The organism is Pseudomonas sp. ASL7, from assembly GCF_056680375.1.
Genome location: NZ_CM155279.1, coordinates 6,014,717 through 6,030,725 on the forward strand (window position 1 = coordinate 6,014,717; position 16,009 = coordinate 6,030,725).

The window sequence follows — 16,009 nt, forward strand, 5'->3', positions numbered from 1 at the left end:
TTGGCCGTCAGGCCTTATTGATTACGTGAGGACTTTAATGGACGACAACAAGAAGAAAGCCTTGGCTGCGGCCCTGGGTCAGATCGAACGTCAATTCGGCAAGGGTGCCGTAATGCGTATGGGCGATCAGGACCGTCAGGCGATCCCGGCTATTTCCACTGGCTCTCTGGGGCTGGACATCGCGCTCGGCATTGGCGGTCTGCCCAAAGGCCGTATCGTTGAAATCTACGGTCCTGAATCCTCCGGTAAAACCACACTGACACTGTCGGTGATCGCCCAGGCTCAAAAAGCCGGCGCGACCTGCGCATTCGTCGATGCCGAGCACGCCCTCGACCCTGAGTACGCCGGCAAACTGGGTGTCAACGTCGACGACCTGCTGGTTTCCCAGCCGGACACCGGCGAACAAGCTCTGGAAATCACCGACATGCTGGTGCGTTCCAACGCGGTTGACGTGATCATCGTCGACTCCGTGGCAGCTCTGGTGCCCAAGGCTGAAATCGAAGGCGAAATGGGTGACATGCACGTGGGCCTGCAAGCCCGTCTGATGTCCCAGGCGCTGCGTAAAATCACCGGTAACATCAAGAACGCCAACTGCCTGGTGATCTTCATCAACCAGATCCGCATGAAAATCGGCGTGATGTTCGGCAGCCCGGAAACCACCACCGGTGGTAATGCGCTGAAGTTCTACGCCTCGGTTCGTCTGGACATCCGTCGTACTGGCGCGGTGAAAGAAGGTGATGAAGTCGTTGGTAGCGAAACCCGCGTCAAGGTTGTGAAGAACAAGGTAGCTTCGCCATTCCGTCAGGCCGAATTCCAGATTCTTTACGGCAAGGGCATTTACCTCAATGGCGAGATGATCGACCTGGGTGTTTTGCACGGCTTCGTTGAAAAGTCCGGTGCCTGGTATGCCTACAACGGTACCAAGATCGGTCAGGGCAAAGCCAACTCGGCCAAGTTCCTGGCGGACAATCCGGACATCGCCGCGACGCTTGAAAAGCAGCTGCGCGACAAGCTGCTGACTCCAGCGCCGGACGTCAAAGCATCGCCAGTCAAAGAGACTGCCGATGACCTGGCTGACGCTGATATCTGATTGATCCGATGACCGCCGTACTCGATACACTCGTCGCGGTGCGGCGAACCGCAATGGACCTGCTCGCTCGACGCGAGCACGGTCGAGTCGAGCTGACGCGTAAACTGCGTCAGCGCGGCGCCCTCCCTGAAATGATCGACACCGCGCTTGATCGCTTGACGGAAGAAGGGCTCCTGTCCGAATCCCGTTACCTCGAAAGTTTTGTTTCCTATCGCGCTCGTTCCGGTTATGGCCCTTTGCGTATTCGTGAAGAGCTTGGTCAGCGCGGCCTGCAACGTATCGACATCGAGCTCGCCTTGCGCGAGAGCGGTATCAACTGGCAGGAACAACTGGAAGACACCTGGCGACGCAAGTTTTCCGGGCATTTACCGATAGACGCCCGTGAACGCGCCAAACAAGGCCGGTTCCTGAGTTATCGGGGTTATTCCATGGAAATGATCAGCCGCTTGTTCAGCGGCCGAGGGATGGACGATTGAATGAAACGGCTCGCTAGTTAGATAGCGGGCCGTTTTTTTTGCCTCACGTAACCTTTGACGGTTCCCGCGTGCGATGTTGCGCCTGGGGTTTGGGCTGTGCCCAGTTTTCCGGCAGATTGATGTAGTCCACCAGTTCGCGCAGGCGCCCGTGATCACGAGCGTTGAAAGTGAAGGCCAGTCGCGCCAGGTGGCTGAATTGCGCCTCGTCGTGCTCTTCTCCGCTGTAGGCATGCTGATGGAAATGATCGCTCAGGCACAGATCGGCAAATGCTCCCTGCATGTGTTCGAGCGCTTGCTCGCTGAGCGGGTGATTCATGCGAATGATGAGCTGATGTTTAAGCCAGCGGCTGGAGTGAAAGTTGCTGTAGAACTGATTGATCTGTTCCACCGCTTCTTCGGCGCTGTACACCAGGCTTACGAGTTTCATGTCCGTTGGCAGGATGTAGCGATTTTCCTCCAGTTGGTGGTGTATGAAGTCCAGTGCGCCTTGCCAGAACGTTCCGCCCGGGGCGTCCAGCAGCACCACGGGCACCAGCGGGCTTTTGCCGGTCTGGATCAGGGTCAGCACCTCGAGCGCTTCGTCCAGGGTGCCGAAACCGCCAGGGCACAGGACCAGTGCATCGGCTTCCTTGACGAAGAACAGCTTGCGGGTGAAGAAGAAATGGAAGGACAGCAGGTTGGCGGTGCCCTGGACGGTGGTATTGGCGTGTTGCTCGAACGGCAGGGTGATATTGAATCCCAGGCTGTGGGCCAGGCCGGCACCTTCGTGGGCAGCAGCCATGATGCCCCCACCGGCACCGGTGATGACCATCAGGTCCGAGCGTGCCAGCGCGGCGCCGAGTTCTCGGGCCAAGCCGTACAGCGGATGTTCTATCGGGGTACGGGCTGAACCGAACACGGTGACTTTACGCCGCCCTTTGAACTGCTCCAACACACGAAAAGCATGCTCCAGTTCACGAAGGGCTTGCAGGGTGATCTTGGCATTCCAGCGGTTGTGATCTTCCTGGGCCATGCGTAGCACAGTCAGGATCATGTCGCGGTAGATCGGGATGTTCGGGCTGTTGGGTGAAACCAGGTTGAGTTGCTCTTCGACCTTGCTGGTGAGGTCGTGGCCGCTTTCTTCAAAATGACGGCTCAGGAGGTCATTCGGTTGGTAAGGCATCAACTTCTCCTTCCATACAGGCCATATAGGTTCTGTTTTTTCCTTGGATGAAGGAAACATTCACACAGTAATACGGGTAGCGGGCAGCCCCTTTCCTGCCCCGAAAAATAAACGAGAACACTATGAATCTAGACCCTCGCAGAGATTTACGCTGACTTGATCATTGCGCCGCAATGCCTTTCCTGGCAACCGCTTATTGACGATTTGCAAGGTGGTTTCACCGCTCGTCTGAACGCAAGCCAGGTGTCCGTCAGTCTGATTTACTAAATGACAGGCGTCACACGACAACTTTGCGTCAAGGGCAAGACGCGCCGTACCAGCAGTTCAAAGGAATTATCGCCAATCAAAGGCGAAGGGCAGGGAGGCGGGAGCCATGACCAGAGTTATTCTGGAGATCGATACGCAACTGTATCGATTGCTGAAGTCATCCGCCGAGACCAATCATTTGAGCCTCGAGGAAGAGTGCTGCCGACGTCTGGAAGGTGCTGGCCGACGGTCACGTTACATACAGGCGCTGGTGGCGGAACTGCGCGCCGAGGATGAACAACGGCGCGCCAATTCTCAATGATTACTTTTTCTTCGCAGGTGCGGCTTTCGGGCAATCCGATTCCTTGAAGCGCTCGCTGGCCACCGGACGGTTGGTTTTAATCTCGGTGAACTCGTAACGCATGGTTGCGCCCTTGGCCATCAGCTTGCGAAAGCCCGGGTTGTTGCACACGGTAGAACCCAGCTGGAAATAAACCGCTTTCGGGTCTGCGCGCATCTTGTCCGCGTGGCTGCTCTGGACGCTGAGGTGGTTGATCAGCTCTGTGCCTTCGACGGTGTAGCCCTGATCGAGAATGTCTTCGTTGATCGCCCGTGGAGTGCCGACGTTGCTTTGAATGGCAACGTTTTGCAGCATTTTGTTCAGCTCCATGTCTTTCAAGGAAGCAGCCTGAGCGCTGAAGGAAGACGCCAGCAAAATGGCAGCGGTGGGAACGATAAGGCGCAGCATGAAACTCTCCTGGTTCAGTGACTGGTGATTCGACCCGTCACGTGACTATGCGTTCAGTGGCGGCGAATTATAGGGGAGGCGGCCTGGACGGTACAGGCTTGCGCCGGCCGGTCTGGTAAACTGCCGACACTTTTTGCGCTGCCGAGTGTTTTTCGTGTCGATTTTCCTTTCTTGCTGGTGTTGCCTCCGATGAGCCATGCCCCTGCGCACTTTGCGGCGAACGCCGTTGCCCGTTTGCGCGATGACCGCGAAGAAGAAGGCATCAAGCCGATCCAGGCTCGTGGCTGGAGGGCGCCGCGTTGCCGTGCGTGCCGTGTGATCGAGAGCCATTGCCTGTGCGCCTGGCGCCCGCAAGTCGAGTCCCGCTCCGGCGTGTGCCTGATCATGACCAACAAAGAAGTGTTCAAGCCGAGTAACACGGGGTGGCTGATCGCCGATGTGGTGCGCGACAATCATGCGTTCATTTGGTCGCGAACCGAAGTCGATCAGCAACTGCTGGCGCTGTTGTCCGATCCGCAGTGGCAACCTTACCTGGTGTTTCCGGGTGAATACGTTGAACCCGAGCGGGTGACAAACAGTGTCTACGTCGACAGCACCAAACGGCCTCTATTTATTCTGCTGGACGCGACCTGGACCGAAGCCAGAAAGATTTTCCGCAAGAGCCCGTATTTTGATCGTTTGCCGATTTTGAGTTTGTTGCCCGAGAAACTCTCGCGCTACCGGTTGCGCCGTTCGACTCGCAGCGAGCACTTATGCACAGCTGAAGTGGCGGCGCTGTGTCTCGATCTGGCGGGCGATGTTGAGGCAGCATCGGCACTGGACGCTTACTTCGACGTGTTCAGCCAGCATTATCTGGATGCCAAGCATCAACTTGAAATGAACGTTTCAACACCCGCACACGTCGAGTTGATGCCCTTCATTCAGAGCGCAACTCCCGCCCTCTGCTAATAGTCGCCCATACTGCAAAGAGTTCGCCGGGCCATGTAACTTGACCACCCCGACTTCGCTGGGCATGCTTGGCGCCGATTAGGGCGCGGCCAAAGTTTGATACGCCGTATTCTTTACGTGAATAAGCTACGTGAGTAGCCACGTGATTGGCGTTGAACGTGCCCTGTTGGTGCAGCTCCGTGGCTGTACCTCGAGTTGTTTTGGCGAGGCCTGAATGCATCAGACGTCCCATGAAAAACAGGATCATTTGAAAGATGGCCACATACGAAATCCTGATTGCCGATGACCACCCCCTTTTTCGTAGCGCCCTGCATCAAGCCTTGACCCTGGGCCTCGGGCCAGATGTCCGTCTGGTAGAAGTGGCCAGTATTGCCGAACTGGAAACCCGTCTGGACGAAAAGGCCGATTGGGATCTGGTGCTGCTGGACCTGAATATGCCGGGGGCGTACGGTTTTTCCGGGCTGGTGTTGTTGCGCGGTCAGTACCCGCAGATTCCGGTGGTCATGGTGTCGGCCCAGGAAGAAGCTTCGATTATGGTGAAGTCCCGTGAATTCGGTGCCAGCGGCTTTATTCCCAAGTCCAGCGACCTGAGTGTCATTCAAAAAGCCGTGCGTGCGGTGTTGGATGGCGACGTTTTCTGGCCGCCTCAGGCTTTCGAAGCGGTCAGCGTTTCTGATGAAGCCAAGGCCGCCAGTGAAGGTCTTGCGAGCCTGACACCGCAGCAGTTCCGTGTGTTGACCATGGTCTGTGAAGGATTGCTGAACAAGCAAATTGCCTACGAGCTGAGTGTTTCCGAAGCGACGATCAAGGCTCATGTGACGGCGATCTTCCGCAAGCTGAATGTGCGTACCCGAACCCAGGCCGCGCTGCTCCTGCAACAACTTGAGTCAATTTCAAGCCACTAAAGCGACGTTTGTTCACGCTTTTTTGATCTTTTTTACTCTAGCTTTTTCACTCCATTTTGGTTGCTTACTTCTATGTCACCTTTCAAAGGCCAGACCGGCCTAAAACGCATCCTCAACGCCTCTGGTTATTCACTGGACGGCCTGCGCGCCGCCTTCACCGGTGAAGCAGCCTTCCGGCAGCTGGTGTTGCTTAATGCCATCCTGATCCCGGTTTCGTTCTTTCTGCACGTCAGCCGGGTCGAACAGGCGCTGCTTATTGCAGTGTGTTTGTTGGCGTTGATAGTTGAGTTGCTTAATTCGGCAGTGGAAGCGGCCATCGACCGCATTTCTCTTGAGCGGCACCCGTTGTCCAAGAACGCCAAGGACATGGGCAGTGCCGCTCAGCTCGTGGCGTTGAGCATGATCGCGCTGGTCTGGGCGGTGATTCTGCTTTAAGCGATGGTGGGCAGCACGATCTCGTCGCTGCGCTGAACCCCTGCGGTGAATGCGCGGCACAGATCGAGGAATTCGCGCATTGCCGACGTCTGATATTTCTGTTTGTGCCAGATGAAATAGAACTGCCGCGCCAGGTCCAGGTCCGGAGTCTCCACCGGCACCAGGCTGCCTCGGCGGAAAGCGTCCCGCAGCGCCAGACGCGAAATACAGCCAATCCCCAACCCGGACTCTACCGCGCGCTTGATCGCTTCAGTGTGTTCCAGTTCAAGGCGGATGTTCAGCGCACTGCGGTGGTGGCGCATGGCCTGGTCAAAGGTCAGTCGCGTGCCAGAGCCTTGCTCACGCAGAATCCACGCCTCGTGGCTCAGCTCCTCCATGGTTGCCACGCCGCGCTTGGCCAGTGGATGCTGCGGCGCGCAAAATACCACCAGCTCATCTTCGACCCAACTCTGCACTTCGATGTCCGGGTGGTTGCAGTCGCCTTCGATTAGACCCAGATCAATTTCGTAGTGCGCCACCTGTTGCACGATGTTGGCAGTGTTCTGCACATGCAGCTTCACCTGGCTTTCCGGATGGTGCTGCATGAAGCTGCCAATCAGCAAAGTGGCCAGGTAATTGCCAATGGTCAGGGTCGCACCGACGGCCAAAGAGCCGAATCCGGACTTCCCGTTGAGCAGGTCTTCGATTTCCTTGGCCTGATCAAGCAGCGCCACTGCTTGAGGCAGCAGCTGTTTGCCGAGGGCATTGAGGCTCAGCCGTTTGCCCGCACGGTCGAACAACTGACAGCTGCACTGGCGCTCTAGCTCGGTGATCGAGGTGCTCGCCGCCGATTGTGAGAGGTTGAGCAGACCCGCAGCACGGGATACGCTTTCCTGCTGGGCGACGGCGACGAATACTTGGAGTTGACGGAGAGTAAATCGCATATCGATATAACCGATAACCCTTATCTTAATAATCCATTTAACAGATATTGTCGCTGCCATTAGAATGCAATGCAATTGCGCACAGCGGCGCAGGCAAAATCTCCAGGAGTCCCACGTACATGAGCAACATGAACCACGAGCGTGTCCTCAGTGTTCATCACTGGAACGACACTCTGTTCAGCTTCAAGTGCACCCGCGATCCGGGCCTGCGCTTCGAGAACGGTCAGTTCGTGATGATCGGCCTGCAACAGCCCAACGGCCGCCCGCTTATGCGCGCTTACTCGATTGCCAGCCCGAACTGGGAAGAGCATCTCGAGTTCTTCAGCATCAAGGTGCCTGATGGCCCGCTGACTTCCCAGTTGCAGCATCTGAAGGAAGGCGACGAGATCATCATCAGCAAAAAGCCTACCGGCACGTTGGTGCTGGATGACTTGAAGCCTGGCAAACATTTGTACCTGCTCAGCACCGGTACCGGTCTGGCGCCATTCATGAGCGTCATTCAGGATCCGGAAACCTACGAGCGTTTCGAAAAAGTGATCCTGTGCCACGGCGTACGTTACGTCAATGAAGTCGCTTACCGTGAGTTCATCACCGAGCACCTGCCGCAGAACGAGTTCTTCGGCGAGGCCCTGCGTGACAAGTTGATCTACTACCCGACCGTGACCCGCGAGCCGTTCGAGAACGAAGGTCGCCTGACCGACCTGATGCGCAGTGGCAAGTTGTTCAGCGACATCGGTCTGCCACCGATCAACCCGCAGGACGACCGCGCGATGCTGTGCGGCAGCCCAAGCATGCTCGACGAGACCAGCGAAGTGTTGAACAGCTTTGGCCTGAAAGTTTCGCCGCGGATGCGCGAGCCGGGTGATTACCTGATCGAGCGTGCGTTCGTCGAGAAGTAACCGAAGGTTACTTGTAGGAGCGAGCTTGCTCGCGATGGTCTCAAGCACGCCGCGTTTAATCTATTAAGCGCGCGTTATCGTTAACGACCTTCGTCGGAACGCCGCCCGGAGCAAGGTCGCTCCTACAGAGATCAAAAGCCCGCGTTGCCATACATGGCAGCGCGGGCTCTTTCATTTCCGGCGTTCAGGCCTTTGCGGGAATGACTTCCAGAACTCGGATCAAACCTGATTCGGGATAATGCCAGCGCACATCCAGGTCCCAGAACTGTGCACCGTATTCCCGTTCAGGCGTAGGCGTCTGGTAAGCCGGACGCGGGTCTTGTGCCAGGCATTGCTCAATCAGCTCCACCAACGGCTCTTCAAGACGCTGAGCGTGCCCGTGAGCCTGTTGCAGCGCCGAGTCCGTCCACTGCACGGGAATCAGCTGCGGCGCGGCGCTGGCGATGCTGTTGGAGGCGGTATCGATAATGTCGGCGTAAGGCACGTAAGGCTTGATGTCGAGAATCGGCGTGCCATCCAGCAGGTCGATGCCGGATATCCACAGGCGATTGGCTTCGACCTTGTCCAGCTTCACCACGGATTGACCGATGCCATTGGGCCGATGCGTCGCGCGAGTGGCGAACACGCCCATGGATTTGTTGCCGCCGAGGCGCGGAGGGCGGACTTTCAGGCGTGGCTTTTCTTCCAGGGCCTGATGGAACAGGAACAGTAGCCAGACATGGCTGACCTGTTCGAGCCCTTGCACCGCGTCACCCTGATCGAACGGCGCTACCAGTTCCAGGACGCCGCGAGCGGCCGGGGCCAGTTGCGGTTGGCGCGGGATGGCGAACTTCTCCTTGAAACAGGAGCGCACGAAGCCGATGGGGGAAACGCTGTAGGTCATGGTGTGGGGTCGAGGCGGGGGGAAGGTGGGCATGATAACCTGATCGGCCCTTGCATCGGTGGCACCTGTAGTCCGTCATCGCGAGCAAGCTCGCTCCCACATTTGATTGATGGTGGTCACAAAATTTGTGAACACAGCAGATCTCCTGTGGGAGCGAGCTTGCTCGCGATGGCTGCACCGCCGATCTAGAGACTGAAACCACCATCCAGCGGAATAATATTCCCTGTCATATAAGCCCCAGCCGTACTCGCCAGGCTAATCGCCAGCGCCGCCATCTCTTCTTCCCGACCCCAGCGTTTCATCGGAATCAGCGCCGTGTCCTCGGCCAGCGCCTGCTCATCATTGCCAATATGCGCCGTCATCTTGCTCGGAAAGCGCCCAGGGGCAATTACGTTGACGTTGATGTGTTGGCTCACCAGTTCACGCGCCAGAATTCGCGACAGTTGATGCAGGGCTGCCTTGCTCGGCCCGTAGGCATAAGCCTGTTCGCCAAAGGAAGATATCCCGGCCACCGAGCCGATGTTAATAATCCGGGCGGGATTGGCTGGCGAGCCTGCTTTGCGCAGCAGCGGCAAAAATTGCTGAATGCAGTTGAATACCGAGGTCACGTTGAGCTGCATGACCTTTTCCCAGCCCTTGATCGGGTAGCTTTCCAACGGTGCGCCCCACGTGGTGCCGGCGTTGTTCACCAGAATATCCAGATGGGTGATCTGTTCGCCCAACCGTGTGGCTAATTGCAGGACACCTTCTTCCGTTGCCAGATTCGCGGCCACCGCGTGGCAACGACCCAATGCGCTCAACTCGTCGGCAGTTTGCTGGCAGGCCTCGGCATCACGGGCGCAGACGTACACGGTAGCTCCGGCCTCGACATAAGCCTTGGCGATCATTTTGCCGATACCACGGGTGCCGCCGGTCACCAGGGCGGTGCGGCCTTGCAGGGAAAAGTAGGGGTGCATGGCGAGTCCTGAGGGCTAAGGTTCAATACACCCTAGTCGTCAGTCGCCGGAAGCGGAGCCACTATTTTTGCGAGGAATGAGGGTCTATACAGCCCGCCGTGAGCCGCAGGTTTGCAGCTCAAGGCGGGCGGCCGATTACTGCGGGCGAACGCGCAGGGTCAAGCCCTTGAGGAAGTTGCGCAGCAACTGGTCGCCGCAAGTGCGGTAATTGGTGTGGCCGAACTTGCGGAACAGCGCGCTCAGCTCAGGCTTGGACACCGGGAACTCGGCGGCCTTGAGGATGGCGTGCATATCGTCTTCTTTCAGTTCGAAAGCCACGCGCAGCTTCTTCAGGATGATGTTGTTGGTGACGGGTGTTTCGATCGGCTGCGGCGGACGGCTTTCGTCCTTGCCGCGCTTGAAAATCACCAGGCCATCGAGGAAGTGCGCCATGACTTCATCCGGGCAGCGTACGAAGCCTTCCTCGTCTTCCTCTTTCTTGTCGAGGTAGGTCAGCAGGTCTTCCAGGGTCACGTTCATGCCGCCGAGCTTGATGAGTTCGATGACTTTCTTGTCGCTGATGTCGAGCATGTAGCGCACGCTGCGCAGTACGTCGTTATGAATCATGGTGTGCAATCCTGATATTCAGCAGTGGGCGTCGCATAATCAGCGGCGCCGAAATGTAGGGCGGCGTAAGAAGTCTTAGAACTTCTCTTTGCCGGACAGGTAGCGCCATTGCCCCAACGGCACCTTGCCAATGGACACACCGCCAATGCGGATGCGGCGGATGGCGACGACCTTCAGGCCGACGGCCTGGCAGAACAGGGCAATCACGCCCGGCTGTGGGTTCTTCATCGCAAAGCGCAGACGGTTTTCGTTCTGCCAGCTGGCTTTGACCGGCGGCAGTTCCTTGCCCTTGTAGGTCAGGCCATGGTTCAGGCGATTAAGGCCGTGAGCGACCATCTCGCCTTCAACTTCGACCACATACTCTTGCTCGATCTTGGCGGAGTCGGCGGTGAGTTTGCGCAGGATCTTCCAGTCCTGCGTAAACACCAGCAAACCGCTGGCGTTGGCCTGCAGGTCAGTGCTGGCGGTCAGCCGCAGGAAGTGCCCCTTGAGCGGGCGTTTGCTGAAGCGGTGTTCTTCGCTCAGGGTCTCGGCGCTGAGGGTCGCCATCGCCGTTTCCGCGTCCATGCCCACCGGCACGTTCAGCAGGATGGTCACGGGCTCTGGCGCGGTGGCCTTGGCTTCAGGATCGAGCTCGACTTTCTGGGTGTCGACCTTGAACTGTGGCTCGTCGATGACTTCACCGTCCACGGTGACCCAGCCGCCCTCGATGAACAGCTCAGCCTCCCGACGGGAACAGCCGACGAGTTCGATGAGGCGTTTGGAGAGACGAATCGGGTCAGTCATGACAGGGCCGTAACAAAAAAGGGGTGGGCATTGTACCTGCCTGGCGCCGGTTAATCCCGGCTCCATTTGCGCGTAGAGCTTTTTTGTAGGAGCTGGCTTGCCTGCGATGGATTCAAGAGCGCCGCGTTTATCCTGAAAGGACGCGTTATCGTTAACCACCATCGCTGGCAAGCCAGCTCCTACATTTCCATGGCGTGTCAGCCATTGCGCGTCAATTGTTGCGTCTGGCGCAAACGCATGTGCAACAGCGGATAAGGCTGGCCCATGCCGTCATGCTCGGAGCGACCGATCACCTCAAAGCCCTGTTTGAAGTAGAACCCCAAGGCTTGGGGATTTTGTTCGTTGACGTCCAGTTCATCAGCGTTCAAGTGTTCCAGGGCATAGCGCAGTAACTGTTTGCCCAGGCCCTGGCCACGGTGGGCCGGATCGATGAAGAGCATTTCGATCTTGCCCGACGCGACACCGGCAAACCCGGTAATGCGCTGGCGCGAGTCTTTGGTACAGATCAACATTACCGCATCAAGGTAGCGGGTCAGCACCAGGTTCTTCAGCAGTTCGATGTAGCTCTCGGGCAGGAAGTCATGGGTGGCGCGCACCGATGCTTCCCAGACCCGGGTGAGTTCTTCGTAGTCGCTGTGTTTCGGTGTATGGATGACCGAATGTCGGCGCATGCCCGCCTGCCTCTTTAGCCTGGTTGATAAGCGTCCTTTCGTACCCAAAACGATAGACGTAAAAAAGCCCCGCATCTCGTCAAGAGAGCGGGGCTTTTGGTATTTTTTGCGTTTAGATCTGTTCAGCCCACAGGTCGTATTCGTCGGCGTCGGTCACTTTGCACCAGACTTTGTCGCCCGGCTTCAAGTTGCTGCCGTTGTCGATGAACACGTTGCCGTCGATTTCCGGGGCATCGAAGAAGCAACGGCCGACCGCGCCTTGTTCGTCGACTTCATCGACCAATACTTCGATTTCACGACCGACGCGCAGTTGCAGGCGCGCCGAGCTGATGGCCTGCTGGTGCGCCATGAAGCGATCCCAGCGGTCTTGCTTGACGTCGTCCGGAACAATGGCCGCGTCCAACAGGTTGGCCGGGGCGCCTTCGACTGGCGAGTACTGGAAGCAGCCAACTCGGTCGAGCTGGGCTTCGGTCAGCCAGTTCAGCAGGTACTGGAAGTCTTCTTCGGTTTCGCCGGGGAAGCCGACGATGAAGGTCGAACGGATGATCAAGTCCGGGCAGATCTCGCGCCAGTTCTTGATGCGGGCCAGGGTCTTGTCTTCGAAGGCCGGGCGTTTCATGGCCTTCAGCACTTTAGGGCTGGCGTGCTGGAACGGGATGTCGAGGTACGGCAGGATTTTCCCGGCAGCCATCAGCGGGATCAGTTCGTCGACGTGCGGGTACGGGTAAACGTAGTGCAAGCGAACCCAGACGCCGAGGGTGCTCAGGGCTTCGCAGAGTTCGGTCATGCGGGTTTTCACCGGCGCGCCGTTCCAGAACCCGGTGCGGTATTTCACGTCGACGCCGTAGGCGCTGGTGTCTTGCGAGATCACCAACAGCTCTTTGACGCCGGCCTTGACCAGGCGCTGAGCCTCGTCCAGTACATCACCGACCGGGCGGCTGACCAGTTTGCCGCGCATCGACGGGATGATGCAGAAGCTGCAGCTGTGGTTACAGCCTTCGGAAATCTTCAGGTAGGCGTAGTGGCGCGGAGTCAGCTTGATGCCTTGCGGTGGCACCAGGTCGATCAGTGGGTTGTGATCCTGGCGCGGAGGGACGGCGTCGTGCACAGCGTTGACCACTTGCTCGTACTGCTGCGGACCGGTTACGGCCAGCACGCTTGGGTGCACCTTGCGAATGTTGCCTTCTTCGACGCCCATGCAGCCGGTCACGATGACCTTGCCGTTTTCCTTGATGGCTTCGCCGATCACTTCCAGCGATTCAGCCTTGGCCGAGTCGATGAAACCGCAGGTGTTGACCACCACGACGTCGGCGTCCTCGTAAGTGGACACAACGTCATAGCCTTCCATGCGCAGCTGGGTAAGGATGCGCTCGGAGTCGACCAGTGCTTTGGGGCAACCCAGGGATACGAAGCCAACCTTTGGATTGGCCGGCGCAGGAGTGGTGGACATGTATAACCTCGGTATTTGTGACGCCTCCAGCCGAAGACGGCAAGGCGACAAACGGGCGCTTTGTTGCGCCTCTGATCAAAAAGTGCGCAATTCTAGCGATGAGAAGCTCACTTGACCAGCTTTATGCAGGGAAATACGACGAGTGCTGCGCTATGCTTCGCGCCGTTACGCTTTACCGAGTTTTTACAGTCAACAAATCGTCTGTAACCTTAAGTAAAACAGCGCATGCTGCACGGCAAAGCATAGTGCTTCTTATAAGAAGTCCGGGTCTGAGTAGTAGGAGTTTTGGATGGGGCAGGCAAGTAGTCAGGCGGCGGGCGCTGGGCATTCGGCGGCAAAACCGATCGGCATGCTGGTCGCGGCAGTCGGGGTGGTTTATGGCGATATCGGTACGAGCCCGTTGTACACCCTCAAAGAGGTTTTCTCCGGACACTATGGGGTACCGGTCAACCATGACGGCGTATTCGGGATTCTGGCACTGATCTTCTGGTCGCTGATCTGGGTCGTTTCGATCAAGTACGTGCTGTTCATTCTTCGCGCTGACAACCAGGGCGAAGGCGGGATCATGGCACTGACCGCACTGGCTCGTCGTGCCTCTTCGCCTTATCCGAGACTGCGGGCGGTGCTGGTGATTCTGGGACTGATCGGCGCCGCGCTGTTTTATGGCGACAGCATGATCACCCCGGCGATTTCCGTATTGTCGGCGGTGGAAGGTCTGGAGCTGGCGTTCGATGGTCTGGAGCGCTGGGTCGTGCCGCTCTCGCTGGTGGTGCTGGTGGGCCTGTTTCTGATCCAGAAACACGGCACAGACCGCATCGGCAAGATGTTCGGTCCGATCATGGTGATGTGGTTTTTGGTGCTGGGCGGGCTCGGTATCAGCGGCATCATTAAACAGCCTGAAGTCCTCAATGCACTGAACCCAGTCTGGGGCGTGAGGTTCTTCACGGTGCATCCAGGCATGGGTTTGGCGATTCTGGGTGCTGTCGTGCTGGCGTTGACCGGTGCCGAGGCCCTTTACGCGGACATGGGCCACTTCGGTCGCAAACCGATTGCTCGTGCCTGGTTCGCCCTGGTGCTGCCGGCGCTGGTGCTGAACTACTTCGGTCAAGGCGCGTTGCTGCTGGGTGATCCGGAAGCGGCGCGTAACCCGTTCTACCTGTTGGCCCCCAACTGGGCGCTGATTCCTCTGGTCGTGCTGTCCACCCTGGCGACCGTCATCGCGTCGCAAGCGGTGATTTCCGGCGCCTTCTCCCTGACCCGTCAGGCGATTCAGCTGGGTTACATCCCGCGTATGCACATTCAGCACACGTCGAGTGCCGAACAGGGCCAGATTTACATTGGTGCCGTGAACTGGGCGCTGATGGTCGGGGTGATCCTGCTGGTCATTGGCTTTGAATCTTCAAGCGCCCTGGCTTCGGCCTACGGCGTGGCGGTGACCGGGACCATGCTGATCACCAGTATTCTGGTATCGGCGGTGATGTTACTGCTGTGGAAATGGCCACCAGTGCTGGCAGTGCCGATTCTGATTGGTTTTGTGCTGGTAGACGCGCTGTACTTCGCCGCCAACGTGCCGAAAATCATTCAGGGCGGCGCCTTCCCGGTTCTGGCGGGGATTGTGCTGTTTATCCTGATGACCACCTGGAAGCGCGGCAAGGAGCTGCTCGTCGATCGACTGGACGAGGGCGGCCTGCCACTGCCGATCTTCATCAGCAGTATCCGCGTGCAGCCGCCGCATCGGGTTCAGGGCACCGCCGTGTTCCTGACGGCTCGCCCGGACGCGGTGCCCCACGCACTGTTGCACAACCTGTTGCATAACCAGGTGTTGCACGAGCAAGTGGTGCTGCTGACGGTGGTGTACGAAGACATCCCGCGGGTGCCACCGACCCGGCGTTTTGAGGTCGACTCCTACGGCGAAGGTTTCTTCCGGGTGATTCTGCACTTTGGCTTCATCGACGAGCCGGACGTGCCGCAAGCGTTGAAGTTGTGTCCTCTGGATGACCTGGACTTCAGCCCGATGCGCACCACCTACTTCCTCAGCCGTGAAACGGTCATTGCCTCCAAACTCGAAGGCATGGCCCGTTGGCGTGAGGGGCTGTTCGCCTTCATGCTGAAGAATGCCAACGGCAACCTGCGTTTCTTCAATCTACCGGTGAATCGGGTGATTGAGTTGGGTACTCAGGTAGAGATGTAAGCTGCATCAAAAAGCCCCCGCTGCCATGAAGGCGGCGGGGGCTTTTTTGTGTCTGATGCTCCGAACTGACGAGAATATTGTAGGAGCGAGCTTGCTCGCGAAGGTCGTGAACGATAACGCGTAAAACCAGGCAACCCGCGGCGCCTTTGGGTTTCTCGCGAGCAAGCTCGCTCCTACAAGGAAGTGCGGTGCTTGCTGCGCTCAGGCGGTTAGTTTTTAGATTCAGTCGTAGTCCGAGCAAGTCGCTCCAGTACCTTCACCACATCATCAACCACGGCCTTGCTCATGGCCGTCAGATAATGCGCGGCCCAGATATGTCGGTCGGTATCACGGTTAAAGGCAGCATCTCTGGTCAGCTCCTTGGCAAGGAACAGAAAATCAGGCGCCATGGCTAGCGCATCACCGAGGGGAACGTCTCGAGTGACATGGAATAGCGGCTGGTTTGAACAGTAGATGAAGGGGGTGAGACCGATGGTTCTTAGTTCTGAAGGGTCGTGCGGGTTGGTTTTGCTCATGGTGTAACTCCTTAATCCAGGGAGCCGCCACGTTCGTTTCCAAGCGAATGGGTGGCAGCTGTACGCAGGTTGGAAAACCGGGGATCAAGGAAACCGGCACGCCCGAAAGCGTCCCACGC

18 protein-coding genes are annotated in these 16,009 nt (G+C 57.8%); 8 read left to right on the forward strand and 10 right to left on the reverse strand.

Going from position 1 to position 16,009, the window contains the following annotated elements; all coding sequences use genetic code 11:
- The first annotated feature begins 37 nt into the window (after positions 1-37).
- Positions 38-1,090 carry a recombinase RecA gene (gene recA, locus AC1MDT_RS27730; RefSeq protein WP_480419869.1) on the forward strand — a complete coding sequence of 351 codons (1,053 nt, stop codon included), beginning with the start codon at positions 38-40 and terminating at the stop codon, positions 1,088-1,090.
- 8 nt (positions 1,091-1,098) lie between these two features.
- Entirely contained in the window at positions 1,099-1,566 is a 468-nt protein-coding gene (recX, locus tag AC1MDT_RS27735) for a recombination regulator RecX (RefSeq protein WP_480419870.1), read from the forward strand.
- A gap of 43 nt (positions 1,567-1,609) precedes the next feature.
- Here the strand turns inward: recX and AC1MDT_RS27740 are convergent, their stop codons facing one another.
- Positions 1,610-2,728, reverse strand: coding sequence for an LOG family protein (locus AC1MDT_RS27740; protein WP_480419871.1), 1,119 nt, complete (start codon positions 2,726-2,728; stop codon positions 1,610-1,612).
- 373 nt (positions 2,729-3,101) lie between these two features.
- Between AC1MDT_RS27740 and AC1MDT_RS27745 the strand changes: the two genes are divergently transcribed.
- Entirely contained in the window at positions 3,102-3,296 is a 195-nt protein-coding gene (locus AC1MDT_RS27745) for a hypothetical protein (protein WP_480419872.1), read from the forward strand.
- On the opposite strand, the gene AC1MDT_RS27750 is transcribed toward AC1MDT_RS27745, so the two are convergent.
- Positions 3,297-3,722: a quorum-sensing-regulated virulence factor family protein gene (locus tag AC1MDT_RS27750; protein WP_480419873.1), complete on the reverse strand. Its 426-nt coding sequence runs from the start codon at positions 3,720-3,722 to the stop codon at positions 3,297-3,299.
- A gap of 189 nt (positions 3,723-3,911) precedes the next feature.
- Here AC1MDT_RS27750 and AC1MDT_RS27755 point away from each other — a divergent pair, with 189 nt between their 5' ends.
- From AC1MDT_RS27755 to AC1MDT_RS27765, 3 genes are all read left to right on the forward strand, one after another.
- Positions 3,912-4,670 (forward strand): tRNA-uridine aminocarboxypropyltransferase, encoded by a 759-nt coding sequence (locus AC1MDT_RS27755; RefSeq protein WP_480419874.1) that lies wholly within the window; start codon positions 3,912-3,914, stop codon positions 4,668-4,670.
- 254 nt (positions 4,671-4,924) lie between these two features.
- Positions 4,925-5,575, forward strand: coding sequence for a response regulator transcription factor ErdR (gene erdR, locus AC1MDT_RS27760; protein ID WP_030127959.1), 651 nt, complete (start codon positions 4,925-4,927; stop codon positions 5,573-5,575).
- Positions 5,576-5,647: 72 nt separating this feature from the next.
- Positions 5,648-6,010: a diacylglycerol kinase gene (locus AC1MDT_RS27765; RefSeq protein ID WP_480419875.1), complete on the forward strand. Its 363-nt coding sequence runs from the start codon at positions 5,648-5,650 to the stop codon at positions 6,008-6,010.
- Here the strand turns inward: AC1MDT_RS27765 and AC1MDT_RS27770 are convergent.
- Entirely contained in the window at positions 6,007-6,933 is a 927-nt protein-coding gene (locus tag AC1MDT_RS27770; protein WP_480419876.1) for a LysR family transcriptional regulator, read from the reverse strand. The two genes, AC1MDT_RS27765 and AC1MDT_RS27770, sit on opposite strands and share 4 nt — an antisense overlap.
- A 119-nt stretch (positions 6,934-7,052) precedes the next feature.
- On the opposite strand from AC1MDT_RS27770, the gene fpr reads away from it, so the two are divergent.
- Positions 7,053-7,832: a ferredoxin-NADP reductase gene (gene fpr, locus AC1MDT_RS27775; RefSeq protein ID WP_003443014.1), complete on the forward strand. Its 780-nt coding sequence runs from the start codon at positions 7,053-7,055 to the stop codon at positions 7,830-7,832.
- Positions 7,833-8,016: 184 nt separating this feature from the next.
- Here fpr and tsaA read toward each other — a convergent pair whose 3' ends face one another.
- The 6 genes from tsaA to rimO all read right to left on the reverse strand — a co-directional run bounded on the left by tsaA (position 8,017) and on the right by rimO (position 13,184).
- Complete coding sequence (gene tsaA / locus AC1MDT_RS27780) at positions 8,017-8,715, reverse strand: tRNA (N6-threonylcarbamoyladenosine(37)-N6)-methyltransferase TrmO (protein ID WP_480419877.1); 699 nt, start codon at positions 8,713-8,715, stop codon at positions 8,017-8,019.
- A 185-nt stretch (positions 8,716-8,900) separates the two neighbouring features.
- Complete coding sequence (locus AC1MDT_RS27785; protein WP_480419878.1) at positions 8,901-9,671, reverse strand: SDR family oxidoreductase; 771 nt, start codon at positions 9,669-9,671, stop codon at positions 8,901-8,903.
- Between the two features lie 135 nt (positions 9,672-9,806).
- Positions 9,807-10,277, reverse strand: coding sequence for a YehS family protein (locus AC1MDT_RS27790; protein ID WP_480419879.1), 471 nt, complete (start codon positions 10,275-10,277; stop codon positions 9,807-9,809).
- A 75-nt stretch (positions 10,278-10,352) separates the two neighbouring features.
- The gene (locus AC1MDT_RS27795; RefSeq protein WP_480419880.1) at positions 10,353-11,063 is read right to left on the reverse strand and encodes an rRNA pseudouridine synthase; all 711 of its coding nucleotides are present in this window, start codon (positions 11,061-11,063) and stop codon (positions 10,353-10,355) included.
- Positions 11,064-11,260: 197 nt separating this feature from the next.
- Positions 11,261-11,734, reverse strand: coding sequence for a GNAT family N-acetyltransferase (locus AC1MDT_RS27800; protein WP_480419881.1), 474 nt, complete (start codon positions 11,732-11,734; stop codon positions 11,261-11,263).
- Between the two features lie 112 nt (positions 11,735-11,846).
- Positions 11,847-13,184 (reverse strand): 30S ribosomal protein S12 methylthiotransferase RimO, encoded by a 1,338-nt coding sequence (rimO, locus tag AC1MDT_RS27805; protein WP_223433013.1) that lies wholly within the window; start codon positions 13,182-13,184, stop codon positions 11,847-11,849.
- 289 nt (positions 13,185-13,473) lie between these two features.
- Here rimO and AC1MDT_RS27810 point away from each other — a divergent pair, with 289 nt between their 5' ends.
- A complete protein-coding gene (locus tag AC1MDT_RS27810; protein WP_480419882.1) occupies positions 13,474-15,375 on the forward strand; it encodes a potassium transporter Kup in 1,902 nt (633 codons plus the stop codon).
- A 209-nt stretch (positions 15,376-15,584) separates the two neighbouring features.
- Here the strand turns inward: AC1MDT_RS27810 and AC1MDT_RS27815 are convergent, their stop codons facing one another.
- Positions 15,585-15,890, reverse strand: a complete 306-nt coding sequence (locus tag AC1MDT_RS27815) for a DUF3077 domain-containing protein (RefSeq protein ID WP_480419883.1) — start codon at positions 15,888-15,890, stop codon at positions 15,585-15,587.
- Between the last annotated feature and the right edge of the window lie 119 nt (positions 15,891-16,009).

What these genes read in the sequence shown, in the direction of transcription:
- recA (WP_480419869.1), top strand. Translation starts at nt 38, where the DNA reads ATGGACGACAACAAGAAGAAAGCCTTGGCTGCGGCCCTGGGTCAGATC.
- recX (WP_480419870.1), top strand. Translation starts at nt 1,099, where the DNA reads ATGACCGCCGTACTCGATACACTCGTCGCGGTGCGGCGAACCGCAATG.
- AC1MDT_RS27740 (WP_480419871.1), bottom strand. Translation starts at nt 2,728, where the DNA reads ATGCCTTACCAACCGAATGACCTCCTGAGCCGTCATTTTGAAGAAAGC.
- AC1MDT_RS27745 (WP_480419872.1), top strand. Translation starts at nt 3,102, where the DNA reads ATGACCAGAGTTATTCTGGAGATCGATACGCAACTGTATCGATTGCTG.
- AC1MDT_RS27750 (WP_480419873.1), bottom strand. Translation starts at nt 3,722, where the DNA reads ATGCTGCGCCTTATCGTTCCCACCGCTGCCATTTTGCTGGCGTCTTCC.
- AC1MDT_RS27755 (WP_480419874.1), top strand. Translation starts at nt 3,912, where the DNA reads ATGAGCCATGCCCCTGCGCACTTTGCGGCGAACGCCGTTGCCCGTTTG.
- erdR (WP_030127959.1), top strand. Translation starts at nt 4,925, where the DNA reads ATGGCCACATACGAAATCCTGATTGCCGATGACCACCCCCTTTTTCGT.
- AC1MDT_RS27765 (WP_480419875.1), top strand. Translation starts at nt 5,648, where the DNA reads ATGTCACCTTTCAAAGGCCAGACCGGCCTAAAACGCATCCTCAACGCC.
- AC1MDT_RS27770 (WP_480419876.1), bottom strand. Translation starts at nt 6,933, where the DNA reads ATGCGATTTACTCTCCGTCAACTCCAAGTATTCGTCGCCGTCGCCCAG.
- fpr (WP_003443014.1), top strand. Translation starts at nt 7,053, where the DNA reads ATGAGCAACATGAACCACGAGCGTGTCCTCAGTGTTCATCACTGGAAC.
- tsaA (WP_480419877.1), bottom strand. Translation starts at nt 8,715, where the DNA reads ATGACCTACAGCGTTTCCCCCATCGGCTTCGTGCGCTCCTGTTTCAAG.
- AC1MDT_RS27785 (WP_480419878.1), bottom strand. Translation starts at nt 9,671, where the DNA reads ATGCACCCCTACTTTTCCCTGCAAGGCCGCACCGCCCTGGTGACCGGC.
- AC1MDT_RS27790 (WP_480419879.1), bottom strand. Translation starts at nt 10,277, where the DNA reads ATGATTCATAACGACGTACTGCGCAGCGTGCGCTACATGCTCGACATC.
- AC1MDT_RS27795 (WP_480419880.1), bottom strand. Translation starts at nt 11,063, where the DNA reads ATGACTGACCCGATTCGTCTCTCCAAACGCCTCATCGAACTCGTCGGC.
- AC1MDT_RS27800 (WP_480419881.1), bottom strand. Translation starts at nt 11,734, where the DNA reads ATGCGCCGACATTCGGTCATCCATACACCGAAACACAGCGACTACGAA.
- rimO (WP_223433013.1), bottom strand. Translation starts at nt 13,184, where the DNA reads ATGTCCACCACTCCTGCGCCGGCCAATCCAAAGGTTGGCTTCGTATCC.
- AC1MDT_RS27810 (WP_480419882.1), top strand. Translation starts at nt 13,474, where the DNA reads ATGGGGCAGGCAAGTAGTCAGGCGGCGGGCGCTGGGCATTCGGCGGCA.
- AC1MDT_RS27815 (WP_480419883.1), bottom strand. Translation starts at nt 15,890, where the DNA reads ATGAGCAAAACCAACCCGCACGACCCTTCAGAACTAAGAACCATCGGT.